Annotated in this window: 15 protein-coding genes and 1 riboswitch; of the genes, 9 read left to right on the plus strand and 6 right to left on the minus strand. The window is 48.2% G+C overall.

What is annotated here, in order from left to right; all coding sequences use genetic code 11:
• The first annotated feature begins 12 nt into the window (after positions 1-12).
• The 4 genes from R3O62_RS16195 (at position 13) to R3O62_RS16210 (ending at position 4,968) form a co-directional block, all read left to right on the plus strand.
• Entirely contained in the window at positions 13-1,461 is a 1,449-nt protein-coding gene (locus R3O62_RS16195) for a TolC family protein (RefSeq protein ID WP_005806329.1), read from the plus strand.
• Between the two features lie 15 nt (positions 1,462-1,476).
• On the plus strand, positions 1,477-2,475 hold the full coding sequence (locus tag R3O62_RS16200) for an HlyD family secretion protein (protein ID WP_005806331.1): 999 nt from the start codon (positions 1,477-1,479) through the stop codon (positions 2,473-2,475).
• 146 nt (positions 2,476-2,621) lie between these two features.
• A complete protein-coding gene (locus tag R3O62_RS16205; protein WP_005806333.1) occupies positions 2,622-3,794 on the plus strand; it encodes an ABC transporter permease in 1,173 nt (390 codons plus the stop codon).
• Positions 3,778-4,968, plus strand: a complete 1,191-nt coding sequence (locus R3O62_RS16210; RefSeq protein WP_005777963.1) for an ABC transporter permease — start codon at positions 3,778-3,780, stop codon at positions 4,966-4,968. Before R3O62_RS16205 ends, R3O62_RS16210 begins: the two co-directional genes overlap by 17 nt.
• Here the strand turns inward: R3O62_RS16210 and R3O62_RS16215 are convergent.
• The 6 genes from R3O62_RS16215 to R3O62_RS16240 all read right to left on the minus strand — a co-directional run bounded on the left by R3O62_RS16215 (position 4,931) and on the right by R3O62_RS16240 (position 10,867).
• Entirely contained in the window at positions 4,931-6,835 is a 1,905-nt protein-coding gene (locus tag R3O62_RS16215) for a PAS domain-containing sensor histidine kinase (protein WP_188520394.1), read from the minus strand. The genes R3O62_RS16210 and R3O62_RS16215 overlap by 38 nt on opposite strands.
• A gap of 36 nt (positions 6,836-6,871) precedes the next feature.
• Positions 6,872-7,444: a cob(I)yrinic acid a,c-diamide adenosyltransferase gene (locus R3O62_RS16220; RefSeq protein WP_186992636.1), complete on the minus strand. Its 573-nt coding sequence runs from the start codon at positions 7,442-7,444 to the stop codon at positions 6,872-6,874.
• Complete coding sequence (locus tag R3O62_RS16225) at positions 7,444-8,778, minus strand: cobyrinate a,c-diamide synthase (RefSeq protein ID WP_188520354.1); 1,335 nt, start codon at positions 8,776-8,778, stop codon at positions 7,444-7,446. The genes R3O62_RS16220 and R3O62_RS16225 overlap by 1 nt, the downstream gene beginning before the upstream one ends.
• 71 nt (positions 8,779-8,849) lie before the next feature.
• The gene (locus R3O62_RS16230; RefSeq protein WP_317472753.1) at positions 8,850-9,584 is read right to left on the minus strand and encodes a DUF6064 family protein; all 735 of its coding nucleotides are present in this window, start codon (positions 9,582-9,584) and stop codon (positions 8,850-8,852) included.
• Between the two features lie 33 nt (positions 9,585-9,617).
• Positions 9,618-10,103 carry a threonine/serine exporter family protein gene (locus R3O62_RS16235; RefSeq protein WP_005777972.1) on the minus strand — a complete coding sequence of 162 codons (486 nt, stop codon included), beginning with the start codon at positions 10,101-10,103 and terminating at the stop codon, positions 9,618-9,620.
• Entirely contained in the window at positions 10,100-10,867 is a 768-nt protein-coding gene (locus R3O62_RS16240) for a threonine/serine exporter family protein (protein ID WP_044300201.1), read from the minus strand. Before R3O62_RS16240 ends, R3O62_RS16235 begins: the two co-directional genes overlap by 4 nt.
• 810 nt (positions 10,868-11,677) lie before the next feature.
• Positions 11,678-11,916: riboswitch (cobalamin riboswitch) on the plus strand.
• Positions 11,917-11,970: 54 nt separating this feature from the next.
• Between R3O62_RS16240 and R3O62_RS16245 the strand changes: the two genes are divergently transcribed.
• From R3O62_RS16245 to cobJ, 5 genes are all read left to right on the plus strand, one after another.
• Complete coding sequence (locus tag R3O62_RS16245; protein ID WP_044300200.1) at positions 11,971-14,052, plus strand: TonB-dependent receptor plug domain-containing protein; 2,082 nt, start codon at positions 11,971-11,973, stop codon at positions 14,050-14,052.
• 3 nt (positions 14,053-14,055) lie between these two features.
• Positions 14,056-14,973 carry a sirohydrochlorin cobaltochelatase gene (locus tag R3O62_RS16250; RefSeq protein WP_317472754.1) on the plus strand — a complete coding sequence of 306 codons (918 nt, stop codon included), beginning with the start codon at positions 14,056-14,058 and terminating at the stop codon, positions 14,971-14,973.
• A complete protein-coding gene (locus tag R3O62_RS16255) occupies positions 14,970-17,324 on the plus strand; it encodes a TonB-dependent receptor (RefSeq protein WP_044300198.1) in 2,355 nt (784 codons plus the stop codon). The genes R3O62_RS16250 and R3O62_RS16255 overlap by 4 nt, the downstream gene beginning before the upstream one ends.
• Positions 17,324-18,796 carry a PepSY-associated TM helix domain-containing protein gene (locus tag R3O62_RS16260; protein ID WP_317472755.1) on the plus strand — a complete coding sequence of 491 codons (1,473 nt, stop codon included), beginning with the start codon at positions 17,324-17,326 and terminating at the stop codon, positions 18,794-18,796. The genes R3O62_RS16255 and R3O62_RS16260 overlap by 1 nt, the downstream gene beginning before the upstream one ends.
• A 234-nt stretch (positions 18,797-19,030) precedes the next feature.
• Positions 19,031-20,440, plus strand: coding sequence for a precorrin-3B C(17)-methyltransferase (gene cobJ, locus R3O62_RS16265; RefSeq protein WP_186992640.1), 1,410 nt, complete (start codon positions 19,031-19,033; stop codon positions 20,438-20,440).
• Positions 20,441-20,442 lie beyond the last annotated feature (2 nt).

Consider the following 20,442-nt stretch of genomic DNA (forward strand, 5'->3'; position numbering starts at 1 on the left):
CGTAACAGACGTATGGAAAAAAAGAAAATACCTGTCGCGCTGATGATAGCGGCAGGAATACTCTTATACAGCAACACCGTTCTGGCGCAAAGCCTCCCTCCCACGCGGGAAACTTCGCAGCAGCAACTCAGCTTTGATGAAGCGTTGCAACTGCTGCACAAGGGCAACCAAAGCCTCAAGATAGCCGACAAAGGTATCGACATAGCCCGTGCCGAACGGGGAAAGCTCAATGCCTTCTGGATGCCCAGCCTGCAATCGACGGGCGCATTTGTGCACCTTTCCGAAAAGATCGAAGTGAAACAACCTCTTTCCCAGTTCACCGATCCGGCCAAAGACTTTGTACATACCATCCTGCCGGATGATAAGATCATATCGTCCATACTTGACCAGATTGGTACGAACACACTTATTTTCCCGTTGGCGCCGCGTAACCTGACCACTGTAGACCTCACCGCCGAATGGGTGCTCTTTGCCGGAGGCAAACGTATTCATGCCACCAAGATAGGTAACACAATGATAGACCTCGCCCGTGAAAACCGGGCACAGGTAGACGCCACGCAGCGCACGCTGCTTGCCGAAAGCTATTACGGCCTGCGCCTGGCGCAGGAAGTCGTCAGTGTCCGCCGGGAATCGTACCAGGCACTGAAGCTCCATTACGAGAATGCGTTAAAGCTGGAGGCCACCGGCATGATAGACAAGGCGGCACGCCTCTTTGCCCAAGTCAACATGGACGAGGCACTGCGCGAGCTGGAAGCCGCCCGCAAGGAAGAGGCCGTGGTGCAACGTACGCTGAAAACCCTGCTCAATCTGGAAACAAGCGGAGACATCACACCTTCCTCTCCCCTGTTTATCAACGATACCCTACCTCCCAAGATGGAGTTTTTGCAGGTGGTAGGCATCAGCAACTACCTCCTCAACCAACTGAACCTTCAGGAACACATGGCCAAGCAACAGGTACGGATAGACCAGAGCGGCTATCTGCCCAATATCGCCCTCTTCGGTAAGCAGACGCTTTACTCTCATGGCATACAAAGCAATCTGCTGCCTCGCACCATGGTCGGCATAGGTTTCACCTGGAACCTTTTCGACGGACTGGAACGGGAGAAGCGGATCCGGCAATCGCGCCTGACCCAACAGACTCTCGCATTGGGGCAGGAGAAAGCACGTGACGATCTTTCCGTCGGAGTGGACAAACTGTACACCGGTCTGCAAAAGGCACTCGATAACGTGCGGGCACTGAACACTACCATCGAGTTGAGTGAAGAATTGGTGCGGATGCGGAAAAAAGCCTTCGCCGAGGGAATGGCAACTTCAACAGAAGTAGTAGACGCAGAAACTCTGCTATCGAAAACAAAGGTGGCCAGACTGGCAGCCTACTACGAGTATGACGTAACCCTGATGAATCTGCTGGCACTGTGCGGCATACCGGAACAATACTCGAACCTGCAAAATAATCAATAAAACAATAATAAAGAGATGGAGAAGTCAGAATCTAAAAAAGGCAGAACCTTAAGCATCGCCTTCATCGCCGTACTTGTGGCAGTAGCCTTGTTCACTGCCATCGGAATGATTGCCATGCGCCGCCAGCCCCTGATCCTGCAAGGTCAGGCCGAAGCAACCGAAATCCGTATCAGCGGCAAACTGCCGGGACGCATCGACACCTTCCTGGTGGACGAAGGCGAGTGGGTGAAACAGGGTGATACGCTGGTGGTCATCAACAGTCCCACCGTAGAGGCGAAATACCGCCAGGTGGACGCATTAAAGCAAGTGGCTGTAGAGCAAAACAAGAAGATAGATGCCGGAACCCGCCGGCAAATCATAGCTACGGCGCAGCAACTGTGGAACAAAACCCAGAGTGACCTGGCACTGGCACGGACAACGTATAACCGCATCCTCACCTTATACAAGGACAGCGTGGTCACCTCTCAACGCAAGGACGAGGTAGAAGCCATGTATAAAGCGGCTCAGGCGGCCGAGCGTGCGGCCTACGAACAATACCAGATGGCAGTGGACGGGGCGCAGAGTGAAGATAAAGCTTCGGCCCGCTCCATGGTAAATGCGGCCAACAGCACGGTGGATGAAGTTTCATCACTGCTGGTGGATGCCCGCCTGATTGCGCCGGAAGACGGGCAGATAGCAACGATCTTCCCCAAACGGGGCGAACTTGTGGCACCGGGCACTCCGATCATGAATCTGGTAGTGATGGACGACGTGCATGTCGTTCTCAATGTAAGGGAGGACCTGATGCCAAACTTCCGCATGGGAGGTACATTCATTGGAGACGTGCCGGCCCTCGCCGAAAAGGGAATCGAGTTTAAAATCTACTATATCAGTCCGCTGGGGAGTTTTGCCACCTGGAAGTCGACCAAACAAACAGGAAGCTACGACTTACGGACTTTCGAGATCCACGCCCGCCCTACCCGGAAAGTGGAAGGGTTGCGTCCGGGAATGTCGGTATTGGTGGAGATCAAATAGAGAATAGAAATGAATACGATTCACCACAGAGGACACAGAGGGCACAGAGAAAATATATTTTTCTCTTTAATATTCTATAAACAGAAAATTTAAACTCTGTGCCCTCTGCGTCCTCTGTGGTGAATCAAACTCAAAAACCAATCATTATGCAACAATCCCCTATCACCCGTGTCGTACAACGTGAGTGGCGACGGATGACCTCACGGCGCCTTTACTTCGGCGTCTGCCTGGTGCTTCCGCTATTCACGCTTTTCTTCATGGCTACCATATTCGGCAACGGACAGATGGAGAACATCCCCATCGGCATTGTCGACCAGGACAATACGGCCACCTCGAGGGATATTACCCGGCGGATGTCTGCCGTACCCACCTTCCGGGTGGTTCGTCACTTCGTCGACGAAGCCGAAGCACGCAAAGCGGTACAGCAGAAAGAAATATATGGTTACCTTTCCATTCCTCCACGCTTTGAGCAAGATATGATATCGGGACAGGACGCTACGCTGAATTATTATTATCACTATGCACTGCTCTCGGTGGGAGGCGAGCTGATGGCCGCCTTCGAAAGCTCGCTTGCTCCCGTAGCCCTCTCACCTATCGTGATGAAGGCCGTGGCACTGGGCGTAAACGAACAGCAGATAGAAACCTTCCTGCTCCCCGTACAAGCCAACAATCACCCGATTTACAATCCATCGCTGGACTACTCGGTCTACTTGAGCCAGCCCTTCTTTTTCGTACTCTTCCAGGTGCTGGTACTGCTTATCACGGTATATGCGGTGGGGAGCGAGATCAAGTTCCGTACGGCCGGCGAATGGTTACAGGCGGCCGGGGGTGACATCACGATAGCCGTTATCGGCAAGTTGCTGCCTTATACACTTATTTTCAGCCTGATCGGCATACTGGGCAACTTTGTCATGTTCGGCATCCTGCACATACCTTTTCAAGGGAGCTGGTTGCTACTCAATGGAATGACGGTACTTTTCATTATCGCCACCCAGGCACTGGCTCTGTTCATCTTCTCCCTGTTTCCTGCCGTGGCAATCATCATCAGTATCGTATCCATGGTCGGATCGCTGGGGGCTACCTTGTCCGGCGTCACCTTCCCGGTACTCAACATGTATCCGTTGGTGCGAGACGCCTCTTATCTGTTCCCCGTGCGCCATTACACCGAGATTACACAAACCATGCTCTACTATGGTGGCGGATTCATCCACCTATGGCCTTCGGCAGTGATACTTTGTATCTTCCCGCTATTGGCATTGGCGATGCTCCCTCACCTCAGACGAGCCATAATCAGTCGTAAATATGAAAATATCCGGTAAACTATCGCAGATTTCCTTCATCATCACACGTGAATTCCGTGCCATCAGCACCAGTTATGCCGTACTGTTGGTGCTGATGGGAGGTATCTTTGTTTATGGGCTGCTCTATAATTACATGTATGCTCCCAACATCGTGACCGACGCTCCCGTAGCAGTTGTCGACAACTCGCACAGCAGCCTTAGCCGCCAATACATCCGTTGGCTGGACGCCACGCCGCAAGTAGCCGTCTATGCACAGGCAATGGACTACCGGGAAGCCCGCGAATGGATGAAAGAAGGCAAAGTGCAAGGCATTCTGTATATTCCGCATGATTTCGAAACCCGCGTCTTTCAAGGACGGGAAGCAGTGTTCTCGCTATACGCCACCACAGATGCCTTTCTCTATTTCGAGGCGTTGCAGGAAGCCACTTCACGTGTATACCTTGCCCTCAATGATGCCCACCGCATGGATGGTGCCGTATTCCTTCCTCCACAGGGACTGCTTGCCGTGATGATGGCTAAACCTGTCAACATAGCAGGCACAGCACTCTATAACCACACCGAAGGGTATGGCTCCTATCTGATTCCGGCTGTCATGATGGTCATTATCTTTCAGACATTGCTGATGGTCATCGGTATGCTGACGGGCGACGAATATCAGCACCGTGCCACAGAGCCGTTACTTCCGGGATTCAGGACGACCGGTAAAAACGGGCTTTGGGGAGCGGCAACGCGCCTTGTGGCGGGAAAAACATTTGTATATTGCGGGCTTTATGCGATCTTTTCCATGTTCCTGCTCGGGCTGTTACCCCACTTCTTCAGTATCCCCAACATTGGGAACGGACTGTACATCACCGCCATGATGGTGCCTTACCTGATGGCAACCTCTTTCTTCGGGTTGGCCGCCTCGCGTTTCTTCACCGATTCGGAAGCCCCACTGCTGATGATCGCTTTCTTCTCGGTGGGACTGATTTTCCTATCGGGAGTCTCCTATCCGTTGGAGCTGATGCCCTGGTATTGGCGTATGATGCACTACATCATCCCGGCCGCACCCGCCACTCTCGCCTTCGTCAAGCTGAACTCGATGGGGGCCGATATGGCAGACATACAACCGGAATACATTACCTTATGGATACAGGTCGTTGTTTATTTCGGACTTAGCGTGTGGGTATACAAGAAGAAACTGGAAGCGTAAACCAGAAGCGCGAGCCCTTCCCCAATTCGGAAGTGACGCCGATACGTCCGCCCATCTTTTCGATAATGCTCTTGCACAAAGGAAGGCCGAGGCCCGTACCCTGTACGAAACTGTCTACTTTCATAAAGCGGTCGAAAACTGCCGTCTGATTCTCAGCAGAGATACCGATGCCGGTATCTTCTACAAACATTTCAAGCTGCCGGGCGGCATCGATCTGGTAACCGATGGTGATAGTGCCCCGGTGCGTAAACTTAATCGCATTGCTCACGAAATTGGTAATCACCTGGTTCAAGTATCCGCTGTCGGCGTTGAACCAGGCATCGAGCGGTGAGTCTTCATCGATCCGTAACTCTACTCCTTCGGGTACTCTATCCTTCATCTTCTGTAGCATCATGGCACAGAACTGATAAAGATAAACAGGCTTCGGCACATACTCAAACGAACCTGCATCGATCTTAGAAAGGTCGATGATATCGGAGAACAGTTGCAGGAGCAATACGTTGTTTTTCTGTATGGTCTGGCGGAACTCTTCCTGCTCCGCCGGATCGTCCACTGTCATCAGAAGGTCGGAAAAACCGACAATGGCATTAAGCGGCGTACGTATTTCATGGCTGATATTTGCCAGAAAAGCGGACTTCAACCGGTTGGACTCTTCCGCTTTATCGCGGGCCGCCCTGAGCTCTGCCTCTGTTTCTTTCTGGACCGTTATGTCATAGTTCACCTCTACTAATTCCAGTCTCGGATCGGGCGACTGGTAGGCAGTCACCATGGAAGATTTATGTATCCAGTTCCATTCGTCCGAATCCTTTGCCCGACGGATACGCAGATCACCGTCAAAGAAACATTCCGTACCCGCTTTGGCCTTTTCATAGAAATCGAGTACCAACTTCCGGTCATCGGGGTGCATGTACGAAAACACACCGATAATATCCGTCAGCGGCGTGTCATGGCTTTCACCCAGATTCCTGTACCACTGGCGGATGGCGTATCCGGTGTGATCCAGCAGGTTGATTTTCGCATATCCCACCTTGGAATAGTCGGAAATAATAGAGAAGAAGTTCTCAAAGTCATGCACTTTGCTCAGTGCATTATTGCGTTCGGTATTATCTATATTCATCAGCAGATAGTTCGACAGATTCCCTTCCGCATCATAGAGCATCAGGCTCCGCACATCAAGATCGGCCATCCCCTTCCGTTCCGACCGGAAGAGTCTGCGTTCTTCGTCGAAGTTATAATGCAAATGAAAACTGCCGGGACAGCCGGCTTGAAGGCTTTCAAGCATATCCTGAGTCACATTGGGGCTCTCAAACAGGCTCAGGCCGATGATCCGGTTCTTGTCTGTTACTCCGAATATCTCGAGATTCCGGTTATTGCAGTCCAGCAACACGCCCTCCTTATTATATAGCTCGAGACCGACCGGAATGTTGTTGAATATATCGCGAAACAACTTATCGCTACGTTGGCTCCATACGCACTGATAACCTTCTGTCTCCGGGTTTTCTATCCGTTGGCTATACCCGGTAGCAATCAGCTGTCCTTCTTCATTTTCCTCTTCCATGCTCAGTGCGCAGTGCATCCAGAAGATGTTACCGTGGTTGGAAGATACGGGAAAGGTCTGTTCGAATACTCCTTTTTGGGGAATGGACATGAATTCGTCCGTGATGCGTTTACGATAGTCCCGGCGTACGGTGGACATTAATTCGTCTATGCTCAACAATTCACTGCTGACTTCCAGCGCCTTAAGCAGGGTTTCCGCAATAAGGCATTGTCCTGTGTTAAAGTTCACTTCCCACCATCCGATTTGTGCATCGGCACAAATCTTATTCAGTTTGGCTACATTGTCCAAAGGAGTTTTGCTAATCATTATGTTTGCTTTGTTTTGACAGAATTTGGGATAGGCCCCTTATTTTTTCTTTGTCTTATATGCGAACGACTGCCAGCGCTCTTCCGGCCAGTCCTGTTGTTGCATGTCATAGCGTGCCATAACAAAAAACAGGTCGGACAAGCGGTTGATAAAGCTCAGGATTTCTTCCGGGACGGCATCTTGCCGGTTCAAAGTCCAAAGACGGCGTTCTGCTCTTCGGACAACTGTGCGGGCAAACTGCAATTGGGCAGAAACCGGTGTGCCTCCGGGCAGCAGGAAGTAACCATTCTCTTTCAGCTCGGCCGTCATCGCATCCATTTCCTGCTCACAGAAGGTTGCCAGATGAGGTGATAGACTGTTCGGGTTCTTGTCGCGAATGGCCGACGGAGTCGCTACATGACTCATAACCACCATCAACTCCCGCTGGAGGGTATGCAGCAACCTTTGCCAGTCATGTGTTTGCGGAAGCAATGAACGGATGATGCCGATCACCGCATTCAATTCATCGATGGTTCCGTTTGCTTCAATCCGGATATCGTCTTTTTCTACCCGTTCTCCACCATGAATACCGGTTGTTCCCCGGTCGCCGGTCCGTGTATAGATTCGTTTCATTATTCAAATAATTTAAGTAAATCAATCTCTCCCCAGTATAGATGCGTGTAACTGGCTATCACGTTTTTGTATCGGAACACAGGTGTACCGACAGGTATTCCCTTGGCATTGTATACCTGAGTGACAGACTCCGGCAGTTCTTCCGTCTTCGGTTCGAATTGCGTATAGTGGAACTCGTGGCCGCGAAGATGCTGTCCGTTATAATCAAAAGACCGATACCCCAACGTCAAACGCCTGTCGGCTTTACGGCTTGAAATATAGAAAGGAAATACCCCTGTTTGCGGTCCGGTCGCAATCCCCGGATGTTCCGGCCGGTCGAAGAGAATACCTTTAGAAAGGTAAATCATCCCTCCGCATTCGGCAAGCACGCGCCCGCCCGCCTCTGCATAGTTACGGACAGACTGCATTCTTCGCCAAGCCCGACTCAGCCGGGTATGACATTTCTCCGGATAGCCTCCGGGAAGATAGAGCAGATCGGTTCCTTTCGGCAACGGACGATTGTGTTCAGGATTGAAAAAGGTAACGGTTCCCAAACGGCGAAGTATATCCAGATGTTCCTGATAGATGAAAGAAAAAGACTCTGCACTGCATGCCACGGATATTTTTAAATCTCCTTGTCGGAAAGTATCCGGAGTAGAAGGTATGGGGGCAGGAAGCGTTGTCTCTTCAAGCAGGCGGGTATAGTCGATGTGTGTTTCCATTAAGGCGGTCAACTCCTCAAGTGCATCCGTCCCTCCCGAACGGCTGAAGTCCAGCCCCAAGTAACGGGATTCCTGCACCAGATTCTCCCGCTTAGGCAAATATCCTAAACAGGAAATACCCAGTTCGCTACATACTTCCTGTAGCATTTCGTAATGACGGGGAGACCCTACACGGTTAAAGATAACTCCCGCTATTCTTATCTCAGGACGGAAATGAAGGAAGCCCGAAAGCAGAGGCGCCATCGAGTAGGCCGCCGACTTGGCATCGACTACCAATACGACGGGTAAATTCAGCAAGCGGGCTATTTCGGCCGAAGAACCCCGGTCACGGTCATATCCGTCATACATGCCCATCATCCCCTCCACAATACAGGCATCGGCCCCTGTGGCATAGCGGGCATAAAGTTCCCCCACATGCTCTGCCGAAGCCATAAAGGTATCCAGGTTAATGGAAGGACGCCCGCAAACTGCCGTATGATATTTGGTATCGATATAGTCGGGCCCGCACTTGAAAGGTTGTACTTTCAACCCTTTCTTTATCAATAGTGCCATTAATCCGCGACTGACCGTTGTCTTTCCGCTGCCCGAAGAAGGGGCTGCTATCAGAAACTGAGAAATCATCCTACACTCCATATTGTCAGTTTTTATCCTGCAAAGATACGGATATTTCTCTCTAAGGGTATATCTTTGTCTGTAAAAATGCGCTATGGCTGCTGGGTCGGCACCAGTTCCAGAAACATGGTCGTGGTCAGTAAAATCCCGATAGATACGCAGACAAGAATAAGTAACCAATTAATATATTTTGCTTTAGGCTTGGTATCGGCATGCAGATTGTTGAGGAAATACTCCCGGAAAAAGAGGTATAATGCGGGAATCGTTGCACTGGCCAGCAGAAAATCTTCCGGAATATTAAAGAAGTAAGTTTTCGACAAACCGATAAGAGACCAATGACACAGGAACAATACCAGAAACATATTCACTTTGCGCGAGAATAACAGAAGCAGACCGATGGTAAAAACGGTTACCGAGCAAGGCATCACCGGCGATGTAATGCCGGGAAAAGCAAGTCCCCTTGCGACAGACACCAAAGGATATACGAATGGCAAAGCCAACAGCACGTACGAAAGCATATCGTATTTATGCGTACGCTCAAAAGTGGTATATCCGGTGATGGCATCCCACACCCATATCGTAGCCATAACAATCCAAAACATAGCCAATGCCCCGTTATAGCTGCGCTCGTCACAACAGATGGCATAGTATGCGATGGCAATCCACAAATACAGAAAAGCCATATACAGTTTCATGCCCATCTTTACCCATGGACGGGGATTCTTTATTAGCATCACTGTCAGCAGCAAGCCGGCAACAATGATCAGCAACTGATAGATCCAGGTAGCAGAATTATAATACGCAATAGTTTTCCAGAATATCTCCATAAAATATAGATTCTTATTAAACAGATTAATTTATTAATGCCGCGTCAGGGAAAATGCTTTGTGAGGAAACAGGAACATGGGGAAAGTGGCTCCCACCGCCAACATAAAGATAACGGTACAGGTCACCAGTCCGTTGGCAAAGAATGTCTCCATGTATTTACCCAGCCGCTCCGGCTCGTTCATTGTTTGCAGACTCATAATCAGTGAAAACACCATGTTATAAGCAAACTTACCCGGAATCATCGGAAGCAATGCCGGTATATAGAGTACGGTCATCGGGCAATATACTTTCTGCCCGAGCCACAAGCTGCCGAAACCGATAATCAATGCTCCGAACAAAGAAGCCGTAGCAATATCCACCCCCAGAAAAGTCATCAGGCAATAACGGCAGGCATGTCCGGCAGCCGCAAGTAACGCAATCATCTTGAAAGCCCGCAACGGCGGATCGGATATAGCCCCAAAACCAATACCCGCAATTGCGGCAAAAAATCCATCGGAAAGAATATCTAAAGCTATCATATCAAACTGTTTTTAACCATTAACAATGTAAACGAAAGACCTATCGCAATGCTGACAATCAGCAGGGCAGCCTCCGTCAACCGGGCAAATCCCGTGAGGATATATCCTTCTACAATATCGATCACACCGTTGATCAGCGGCACGCCCGGTACCAGATAAAGCACGCTGGTTGCAAGGGCTATCTCAGAGGTAGTGTCAAAAATAAGTGCCGTCGACGCACATAAGGACGCAACAAAAGCGGAAACAATAAAAATGATATAATGATTTATTTTCTTCTTCTGCATCTGTTGCTTCAGGAAAAGTCCCGTGATAGTAGCCGAAAAGACAATGCTCATAGAAATGATATCACCACCAAACAACTTACAGAATGAAGCATTGGCGAATCCAACCAGCAGAAGCACAAACAACGGATCTATTTTCGGTGCCGATATAATTTTATTGAACTTGTCCGCCATCTCGTGTAAAGGCAGATGTTTGTCATAAACCTCCCAACTCAAAGCACTCAATTCAGAGTTGTGTTCAAAACTGATCGGATGGGCAGGAATATCAATTACTTCGTTACAAGCCTCACGCGTTTCGTTATCAATAATGGTCAGGATAATGTTTTTATGAAAAACACTCAACTTCACATCCACCCCATAGGCTTCTCCGATACGCTTCGAGTTACGGATGACACGTGAGGTGTGCACACCTGCTCCCATCAGATGGGCCGAATATCCGGCAATGAACTTGGATATGGAAATCAAAGATTCATTTGTAGTCATAATGCTCACTTTTTTAAATCGGGCGCAAAAGTACAAAAAAGATAGGAAAGAGAGACATGATGCAACCTTTCATTTTATCCAAATCTTGTTTCGCACCGCTTTCCTGCTTCCATTCAGCATCTTCCATCATTGACATTTTGACATTCTGTCATCTTGTATTTTCTATGTGGCTTGTAGCGCATTTTTCGGAGTCTGTCCCAGGCCTCTCCGGAAAAAGCGCCGTATTTACAATTCTCCAAAAACAAAAGAACATTCGTGAACATATCTTCCAAGCAAATTAAAATATATCCACTGCATTTTGTAGCATAAAGCATATAAATAACTGATATTACAATCCAAACGATTAATCCGGCCGAGCATCGAGACGGAGTCAACCAGCATAAGAAACAGAGCTTTTAGTGCCTCTTTTTAGAGTGTTGACCTCACCCGGATACAATGTTAACTTCCTCTGAACGCAATGTTAACTTCCTCCGAATACGATGTTAACTTCATATAAAGACAATATTAACTTCCTAAAGGCAAGAAATCGATCATCTCTGATCATCCAAAGTATATTTAATCACAAAACAGTCCGGATATCGTATACTAATGCCATATTTATGCGGACTACTTTTCTATTTCACACATATAGAATTCTTCCCTTGTTTTAAAAACAGAGTAAATCCCTTCTTTCTGCTACAAATAAGCAGTAAACCACGTCCTTTTGACTAAAAGACATCCGCCTTTCCCAATATAAAAGGCTTCACTTCTCCGATATACCTATAAATAAGTATATTCTTTAATTTATTTCTATATAAACTAATAAATGTATATCTTTGCTCCCGCTTAGGTGATGCAGTCGAAGCATTCCGTTCGATGCATAAAAGGGAATCCGGTGAGAATCCGGAACAGTGCCCGCTACTGTGATGCCCATATACTCCGCATTCTGTTCAAAGGAGGAAAGGAAAGCATTTCTACACATACCACTGTCGATGCCGGAAGGCAAGGCGGGAAGGTTGCTTTCTAAAAAAGGGATAGTCAGGAAACCTGCCGAGCAGACATAGATAACAGTGCCGTCCCGGGGTCAGGAAGGCCGTTTATTAACACATTATTCAAAAACATCAATGGACAAAAGATGCTTACTGACCATTCTCTTGGGAGGATGTGCAGCGGTGGGTGCGTTTGCACAGCAACACGCAACAGGCAAAGACAAAGAGATGACTGTGGACCTGAACCCTGTAGTTGTGACAGGTACCGGTACACACCAAAGACTGAAAAACACACCGGCTCCGGTGGAAGTAGTAACTGCCAACGAAATAAAGAAAGCCGGTATCACAGACTTTCAGCAGGCAATGACCATGCTCGTTCCTTCCCTTTCATTCTCTACCAATTCAATGGGTTCTTACCTGATGATGAACGGCCTCTCCAACAAATATGTACTCATCTTGATTAATGGCCGAAAACTGATAGGGGACACAGCGAACAATATCGACCTCTCACGCATCGACATGAGCCGCGTGAAACGCATCGAGGTGCTTGACGGCGCAGGTTCATCACTTTATGGTTCTGATGCCATTGCAGGTGTAATCAACATCATCACCAATGAACCGAAAGAACTGATGCAGGTAACTTCTACCACCCGATATGAAGATCACCGCCAACTGACACAAATGGTAAATGCGGACATCGCTACTGAAAAGTTCGGTTCGTATACCTCCTATAAACATGAACAAAGCGCAGGGTGGAGAAACAGTGACTTAGCATACGTAACAGATAGTAAAACAGGAGCAGTATCAACTATTCCCACCGTATCGCCTACATCCAATGGCTTCCACTCCAATTTAGTAAATCAAAAGTTCACTTTCCAACCGACTGAGAAGTTCTCTTTCTATGCTAATGGAGGTTACTACTGGAAATTAACAGATCGCCCTGTATACGATAAAAGTATCGATGGAGGTTCAAAATATGACCTGCATTACGAATCGTATAACTTCGGTGTAGGCGGACGCTATAAAATCAATAAACGGTCTTCTATCCAACTCGACCTGATAAACGACAATTATATGCAGAACTACAAGTACCTGGTTGATGACACTAAAAAAAATATTGCAATTGGTGATTATACAAAAACAAAACGGCAGCACTTCTATGATGCCGAACTGAAAGGTATCTTCAACTTTGCGAAAGACAACATGACGGTATTCGGAGTAGACTACCGTTCGGAAAGCCTGGACCGTCCCAGTGCTAATGTTGATAAAGCAATCTATACGGCCTCTGCTTATGCACAACACGAAATTAAATTATGGAACTGCCTCAAAGGTATTGCCGGTGTGCGTTACGATTATCACGAACTTGCCGGGGGACGTTTCACTCCAAAAGTAGCTCTGATGTATTCCGTGGGGGCTTTCAATATCCGTGGTACATACTCTACCGGTTACCGTGCTCCTGGTTTGGATGAATTATATTATTATCTCGTAAAATCAGGAGGAAATACCATTACCCAAGGTAACAAAGACCTGAAAGCAGAACACAGTAACTACTACTCCATCAATCTGGAATATAACACGAACCGTCTGAATGTATCTGTTACGGGCTATCTGAATTACATTAATGGTATGATTAACGCAACCACCAGTCCCCTCAAAGACTTACCCAATGGTGAAGAACTTCGTGCAAAAGCTCAGAAAGACTTCAACCTGACAGATGCCGAAGCCAAAAAACTCTCCAATTACAAACTCTACGGCAATCTCGACAAGGGTGTTATCCGTGGCTTTGAAATAAATGCAGCAAGCAACCTCGGTGCAGGCTTCAGCCTGAATGGAAACTATGCTTTCGCTTATGCACGTGGTAAAAGTGTGGACGGTGTGTGGGGTAACATCGAACGCTCGGTACGCCATACAGGAACCGTAGCGGGGAATTACAGCCATTCCTGGGATGACTATCTGCTGAACATCAACATCAACGGACGTTTCCAGAGCAAACGCTTCCATCCGGGACACAGCTATGGTGACGCTCCGGGTTATGGGGTGTGGAACCTGAACGTGAAACATTCACTGACAGGATTCGAACACCTGGGACTGGACTTCGGCATGGGGCTCGACAACATTTTCAACAAACGTGATACCCGTCCCAATGGCGTTAACTACGCACTTCTTTCTCCGGGACGTATGGCATATGTAAGTTTAACTCTCCGATTCAAGAAATAACCAATGAAAACATCTATTCTCTCTTTACTCTTGTTAGTTTCCCTCTTCTGCTCCGCGCACGAAGGGGGAAACTTCGTGGCCTCCGATATGCTGGCCACCATGCAACCGGGCGATAAAGCCGCCCTTCTTATGGTACACTTCGGTACTACATACGATGACACCCGTACCAAAACAATCGATGCCATCAATGCCAAAGCCAAAGAAGCATTCCCACAACTGGAAATGCGCGAGGCTTATACTTCACGTATTGTCATGCGCCGCCTCAAAGCTCGCGGCATTGAGAAACCCAGTCCACTGGAAGCACTGTTGAAACTTCTCGGAGATGGCTATACACATGTCATTGTGCAGAGTACTAACATTATAGAAGGTGTTGAGATGGAGTCGTTGAGACGTGACGTAGCCTCAGTAGCGCCATTCTTTAAAGAGATCGGGGTAGGTAACCCGCTTCTTTATTCGGTAGAAGACGCTGAGGCTGTGGTGGATATCCTGGGCAACAGCAAGCCGGAAAAAGGCAGTGTGGTCCTTGTCGGACATGGCACTTATACCCCAAGTACAGCTACTTATGCCATGATCGACTATATGCTGAAAGCCAAAGGATTGAAAAACTTTCATGTAGGTACCATCGAAGGTTACCCTACATTCGACACCATGCTTCAGCAACTGAAGGATAACAAAACCAAGCAAGTGACATTGGTTCCCTTTATGTTTGTAGCAGGTGACCATGCCAACAACGACATTGCCGTCGACTGGAAAGAAGCTCTTGAAAAGGAAGGCTTGAAAGTAGATGTACGTATGCAGGGATTGGGTGAAATACCCGCTATCCAACAACTGTTTATCGACCATGCCCGGTTTATGCTGAAGCACAAAATGGTGGACATTATGAAGAAAAAAGCCAAATATGCAAAAGAAAAAGACGAATGAAAAGAGTGATATTAATGGCAATAGGCAGTGCACTATTGCTCCCCTCGCAGGCACAGCTGCAAAACAAAAAATATACCAACTTCAATGATTCTATATTCTCAATCAACGAAGTAGTAGTGGCAACCAACTACAGACGAAAGACCGATGCCCTGAAACTGGATGTTCCCGCCAAGTTCATTCCTATTTCAACCAATTCAATCACTTCCGGAATGCTTGAGAAACGAAACATCCGGGACATACAGGAAGCTGCCCGTTTCCTCCCAGGTGTACGCTTCCGCACCTCCTACGGAGCCTTTACGCAGTTCTCCATCCGCGGGTTCGATAATTCCGTGATTATGGTGGACGGAGTGCGTGACGAACGTTCATCCATCGACAATTCCTATCCGTTTATGGACCTGTCTTCCGTTGAAAGTATCGAATTGCTGAAAGGTCCGGCTTCGGTACTTTACGGACAGTCCGCCGTAGGTGGCGTTCTCAACATTGTCCGTAAAGCTCCCGTAAGCAAACAAAGCGTATACGCACGTCTCGCTTATGGCAGTTATTATAACAAACAGGCTACAATGGCGTTAGGCGGCAAACTGGTAGGTCCCCTAAACTATCGTGCAAGCGTCAACTGGCAAGATCAGGAAGGATGGAGAAGTAATGCTACCAAACGTCTTTCCGGATACCTGGCCCTTGGCGGACATCTGACTGAAAGCGACGAACTGGACATCCGTATCGGCACCAACCACGATTTCTATCCGACCGAGATCGGTTTACCTCCCACAATGTCTTATGATATACTCTCAGCCACAGACGGCAGCAAATACCTGAGCAAAGGAGATGCCCTGCCCGGACTGAACAAAAAAGCCCGCTACAACAGTGAATCGGACTTTATGTACAACCGTGGTTTCAACGTATCCGTCCTGTATAAACACACCTTCAGCGAAGCGTTCAAGCTGATGGACAAACTCTCTTATACGTATGACGATATTGATTACTTCGGTACTGAGTCATTGGACTATCTGACAAGTGACAGCCCTATCTATGATCATTATTACATGACCAAAGACAAGCAAGGTAACGACACCAAAAAGTATATCTGTCTGGATTCCATCTATTACAGTTATCCGCTACGCTTCTCACATATCGCTAAAACTGTGAACAACCAACTGGAAGCAAGCGGTAAGTTCTATACCGGAGACGTTGTGCACAACTATCTGGGCGGTTACTCTTTTGTATCCCTGATGCGTGACTCTTACATGGCTTATGGTGGCGGAAGTACCGGAGCTACCGGCCCCGGAACCACAGGACACGGTTCGGTATATAATCCACACAGCATTGGCTGGATGGAAGCGCCTTTCAGATTTGTCACCGCACAGAAAACATTCACCCACGGATTTTACCTGCAAGACCTGGTGGAGTTCAGTGATAAACTGAAAATGATGCTGGCAGGACGTTATGACTTGTTCATGTACAAGACCGCCAACCTGAACACCAGCGACGGAGGACGCCATTATGACAAACCGGATGACGATGCATATAACAAAATCACCAACGGTGCCTTTACGTTCCGTGCCGGATTGGTGTATCTGCCTATTGACAAAGTGTCCATTTATGGTTCATACGGTACTTACTTCAAACCTATCCGCGCATTTTATGACGCTAATACCATTTACATTGATAAAGATGGTAAAGAGTTTATTCCGATAAATGGTAAAGAGGTATTCAAGCCGGAGAAAGGTTTCCAGGTAGAAGTGGGAGCACGATACGAGATCACACGTACGTTGCAGGCTAACGTAAGCTTGTTCTATATTAATAAAGATAATATCCGCCAGACTCTTGCAAACAAAGGAGACATTGCCAATGGTGTAGAACTGGACAAAAAAGTTGTAGGGCAAGTGGGTAGAATGGATTCCAAAGGATTCGATATTGATATTACCTGGAGTCCTATTTACAACCTGTCTATGAGTGCCGGATACGGATACACCGACGCCAAAGTGCGTGACCTGGCCAACAACCCTTATATGCAGACAAACGCAAGCGAAGGCAAGCAGTATGCTTATATCCCTAAAAATACCTTCTACGCTTTCGGTGCCTATACGGTTTCAAAAGGTATGCTGAAAGGTTTGGGAGTGAATCTCTCTACCAGTTTCCAGGACAAAGTGTACCGCAACTCAGACAATACAAGTTCGTTCGATGCTTACTGGCTGACCGACCTCGGTCTCTCTTACACATTAAAGAGCAATGTACGTCTGGGAGTCAACGTCAACAATCTGTTCAACAAGGAATACTGCAACCAGGCACTTGGCAATCAATTGATACCAAGCATGCCACGTAATTTCATGCTTTCTGCGTCTTATACTTTATAATGATGATCACGAAATTGATGTATACCATTCACAGGGTACTGGGCACACTGCTCAGTATCCTGTTTTTAGTTTGGTTCCTATCAGCTTTTGTCATGATGTACCACGGATTTCCACGTGCATCTCAAGCTGAAAAATTAGAGAAACTGGAACCCCTGTCTCCTTCACTGCCTTCTGTCGGCGAAATCACTTCCCGACTGCCCGAAGGTGAAAAAGTGAAAGGAATCCGGATAGACCGATACCTCGGACAGACCGTCTTCCACATCCGCACGGACAAAGGTGACCATAATCTGCCCGCTGACTCTGCTCAGGTACTACCATCTGTAGACGGATCCCGTATTCGCCGGACAGCGTCCCTATGGTGCAGTGCGCCGGTGGAGCGGATAGATACGCTGAACCGGCTCGACCAATGGATTCCGTTCGGTAACCTGAAGAAGGAGTTTCCCATTTATAAGTTCCATTTTGCCGATGCGGAGAGACACCAGTTATACATCGGCTCACAAAGTGAAGAAGTATTGCAGTTCACCACCCGTAACGAACGTTTCTGGGCATGGCTGGGGGCTATTCCACATTGGGTTTACTTCACCTGGCTCCGGCAAGATGCCGCTTTATGGAGCGTCACGGTGATCTGGCTGTCGGGCATTGGCTGCCTGATGACGATTGCAGGACTGTGGGTAGGTATCGACATCTGGCGCCGCTCACGCAAACAGGGAAAAAGTTTCTCTCCCTATCGCAAAAAATGGTATCACTGGCATTATGTGACGGGAATCGTTTTCGGTCTCTTCGTGCTGACATTCTGTTTCAGCGGAATGATGTCGCTGGCAGAAGTTCCGTCCTGGATCAGCAAACCGGTATTGGATAAAAACCCCACACGCGAAATAAAGAAAGGAGCACCGAGGTTAGAGCAGTATGTGCTGGATTACCGCCGGATATTAACCGAATATCCCGACGTACGCCAGATAGAATGGAGTAATTTCCGCTCGCAACCTTACTATATAGTAAAACGAAGTGAAGGAGATCTATATATCGATGCATCGGACTCCCTGTCGCGCCCGCTGAAACTGGACGAAAAGCAGATAACGGATGCCGTGAGAGCCATACATGGTGACAGTGCCCGGCTACATGCAGCACTGATCAACGAATTTGAAACCTACTACAGGGATATGACCCGGATGTACCGTGACCGCAGTCTGTTGCCCGTCTGGAAAATCACTGTCGGCGACGCAGACAAGAGTTGTTACTACATCCATCCGGAAACGGGCACCGTACGATATGTGAACGATACGGCCCGTTGGAAATACTGGATGTACACTGCCCTGCACCGCTTACGCATACAGGGGCTGAACTCTTCGCCTACACTCCGTAAAACCGTTCTTTGGGTACTATTGCTGGGCGGTACTGTCTGTTCGCTGAGTGGTGTAGTGCTCGGAGTGAGGTACATCGAACGTAAATGCAGAAAGAAAATAAAAAGATAAAATGAAAGGGTCCACCCATCTTTATGTTCCCGAATAAAAGGCTAAAAACGGATTAATCCGTATCTTTGCTACATAGTTTCTCTAAATCAGGAATAGGAAATGAATCAGGTTCACCACAGACGACACAGAGGACGCAGAGAATATCTTTCTCTTAAACATCCATATAAACAAGAGATTAAAACTCTGTGCCCTCTGTGTCCTCTGTGGTGAATAATACTCAAAACCATTACAATTATGAAACAACCCAAGATAATCGTAGCCGGCATCGGGCCGGGAAGTGAACAAGATATTACCCCTGCGGTGCTCGCTGCCGTGAGTGAAGCAGATGTAGTGGTAGGATACAAGTATTATTTTCGTTTTATCCGTGACTTTGTCCGTCCGGATGCCGAATGTATCGACACCGGAATGAAGCGCGAACGGGTTCGTGCCGAACAAGCTTTCGAATACGCCGAACAAGGCAAAACAGTCTGCGTCATCAGTTCGGGCGATGCAGGTATCTATGGCATGACTCCCTTGATATATGAAATGAAACGCGAACGACAGAGCGATGTGGAAATCATCGCCTTGCCCGGAATCAGTGCTTTCCAAAAAGCTGCCTCCCTGCTGGGTGCTCCGGTAGGACACGATTTCTGCGTCATCTCCCTCTCCGACCTGATGACTCCGTGGGAACGCATTGAACGCCGTATCATCGCCGCCGCACAAGCCGATTTTGTAACTGCCGTTTACAACCCCAAAAGCGAAGGACGCTACTGGCAGCTATACCGCCTCCGAGAATTGTTTCTGCAGGAAGGGCGCTCGCCGGAGACTCCGGTGGGATATGTCCGCCAGGCGGGCAGAGATGAACAGGAAATACACGTAACGACTCTTTCCGCATTCGACCCGGAAGAAGTAGACATGTTCACGGTCATCATCATTGGTAATTCGCAAACCTACTCTTTCGGTGAAACGATGATTACTCCCCGCGGGTATTATCGTGAGACAAAAGAAGACGCAACCGGCATAGGACAGGATATTATGATACGCAGTTTCCGTACCATCGATGGAGAATTGAAAAACAAAAACATCCCGCTCGACCATAAATGGGCTTTGCTCCATGCCATCCACACAACGGCGGACTTTGATATGGAAAAATTACTCTACACCGACCCCGGTGCAGTGGCTTCACTTTATCATGCCATCGGTGAGGGAAAATTGAAAACGATTGTCACAGATGTGACCATGGCTGCATCCGGCATTCGCAAAGGTGCCTTGCAACGTCTGGGTGTCGAGGTAAAATGTTACCTGAATGATGAAAGGGTAGCAGAAATGGCTGCCTCTAAAGGCATCACCCGCACACAAGCCGGTATCCGCCTGGCCGTAGAAGAACACCCGGACGCTCTATTCGTATTTGGCAATGCTCCCACGGCACTCATGGAACTGTGCGACCTGATCCGCAAAGAGAGAGCACAGCCGTCCGGCATCGTTGCCGCTCCCGTAGGTTTTGTCCACGTACAGGAGTCCAAGCACATGACCAAACCCTTCGTTCACATCCCCAAACTGATTGTAGAAGGCCGTAAAGGAGGCAGTAACCTGGCAGCCACACTGGTCAACGCCATCCTCTGTTATCCGGATGCCGAACAATTAAGACCGGGAAGAGACGTTTAAAA

Origin of the sequence: Bacteroides hominis (assembly GCF_033042785.2) — a bacterium.
Classification (GTDB): Bacteria; Bacteroidota; Bacteroidia; order Bacteroidales; family Bacteroidaceae; genus Bacteroides; species Bacteroides hominis.

Excerpts from the sequence above, each read along its gene's own strand:
- R3O62_RS16195 (WP_005806329.1), top strand. The coding sequence starts at position 13 with ATGGAAAAAAAGAAAATACCTGTCGCGCTGATGATAGCGGCAGGAATA.
- R3O62_RS16200 (WP_005806331.1), top strand. The coding sequence starts at position 1,477 with ATGGAGAAGTCAGAATCTAAAAAAGGCAGAACCTTAAGCATCGCCTTC.
- R3O62_RS16205 (WP_005806333.1), top strand. The coding sequence starts at position 2,622 with ATGCAACAATCCCCTATCACCCGTGTCGTACAACGTGAGTGGCGACGG.
- R3O62_RS16210 (WP_005777963.1), top strand. The coding sequence starts at position 3,778 with ATGAAAATATCCGGTAAACTATCGCAGATTTCCTTCATCATCACACGT.
- R3O62_RS16220 (WP_186992636.1), bottom strand. The coding sequence starts at position 7,444 with ATGAAACGAATCTATACACGGACCGGCGACCGGGGAACAACCGGTATT.
- R3O62_RS16225 (WP_188520354.1), bottom strand. The coding sequence starts at position 8,778 with ATGGAGTGTAGGATGATTTCTCAGTTTCTGATAGCAGCCCCTTCTTCG.
- R3O62_RS16230 (WP_317472753.1), bottom strand. The coding sequence starts at position 9,584 with ATGGAGATATTCTGGAAAACTATTGCGTATTATAATTCTGCTACCTGG.
- R3O62_RS16235 (WP_005777972.1), bottom strand. The coding sequence starts at position 10,103 with ATGATAGCTTTAGATATTCTTTCCGATGGATTTTTTGCCGCAATTGCG.
- R3O62_RS16240 (WP_044300201.1), bottom strand. The coding sequence starts at position 10,867 with ATGACTACAAATGAATCTTTGATTTCCATATCCAAGTTCATTGCCGGA.
- R3O62_RS16245 (WP_044300200.1), top strand. The coding sequence starts at position 11,971 with ATGGACAAAAGATGCTTACTGACCATTCTCTTGGGAGGATGTGCAGCG.
- R3O62_RS16250 (WP_317472754.1), top strand. The coding sequence starts at position 14,056 with ATGAAAACATCTATTCTCTCTTTACTCTTGTTAGTTTCCCTCTTCTGC.
- R3O62_RS16255 (WP_044300198.1), top strand. The coding sequence starts at position 14,970 with ATGAAAAGAGTGATATTAATGGCAATAGGCAGTGCACTATTGCTCCCC.
- R3O62_RS16260 (WP_317472755.1), top strand. The coding sequence starts at position 17,324 with ATGATGATCACGAAATTGATGTATACCATTCACAGGGTACTGGGCACA.
- cobJ (WP_186992640.1), top strand. The coding sequence starts at position 19,031 with ATGAAACAACCCAAGATAATCGTAGCCGGCATCGGGCCGGGAAGTGAA.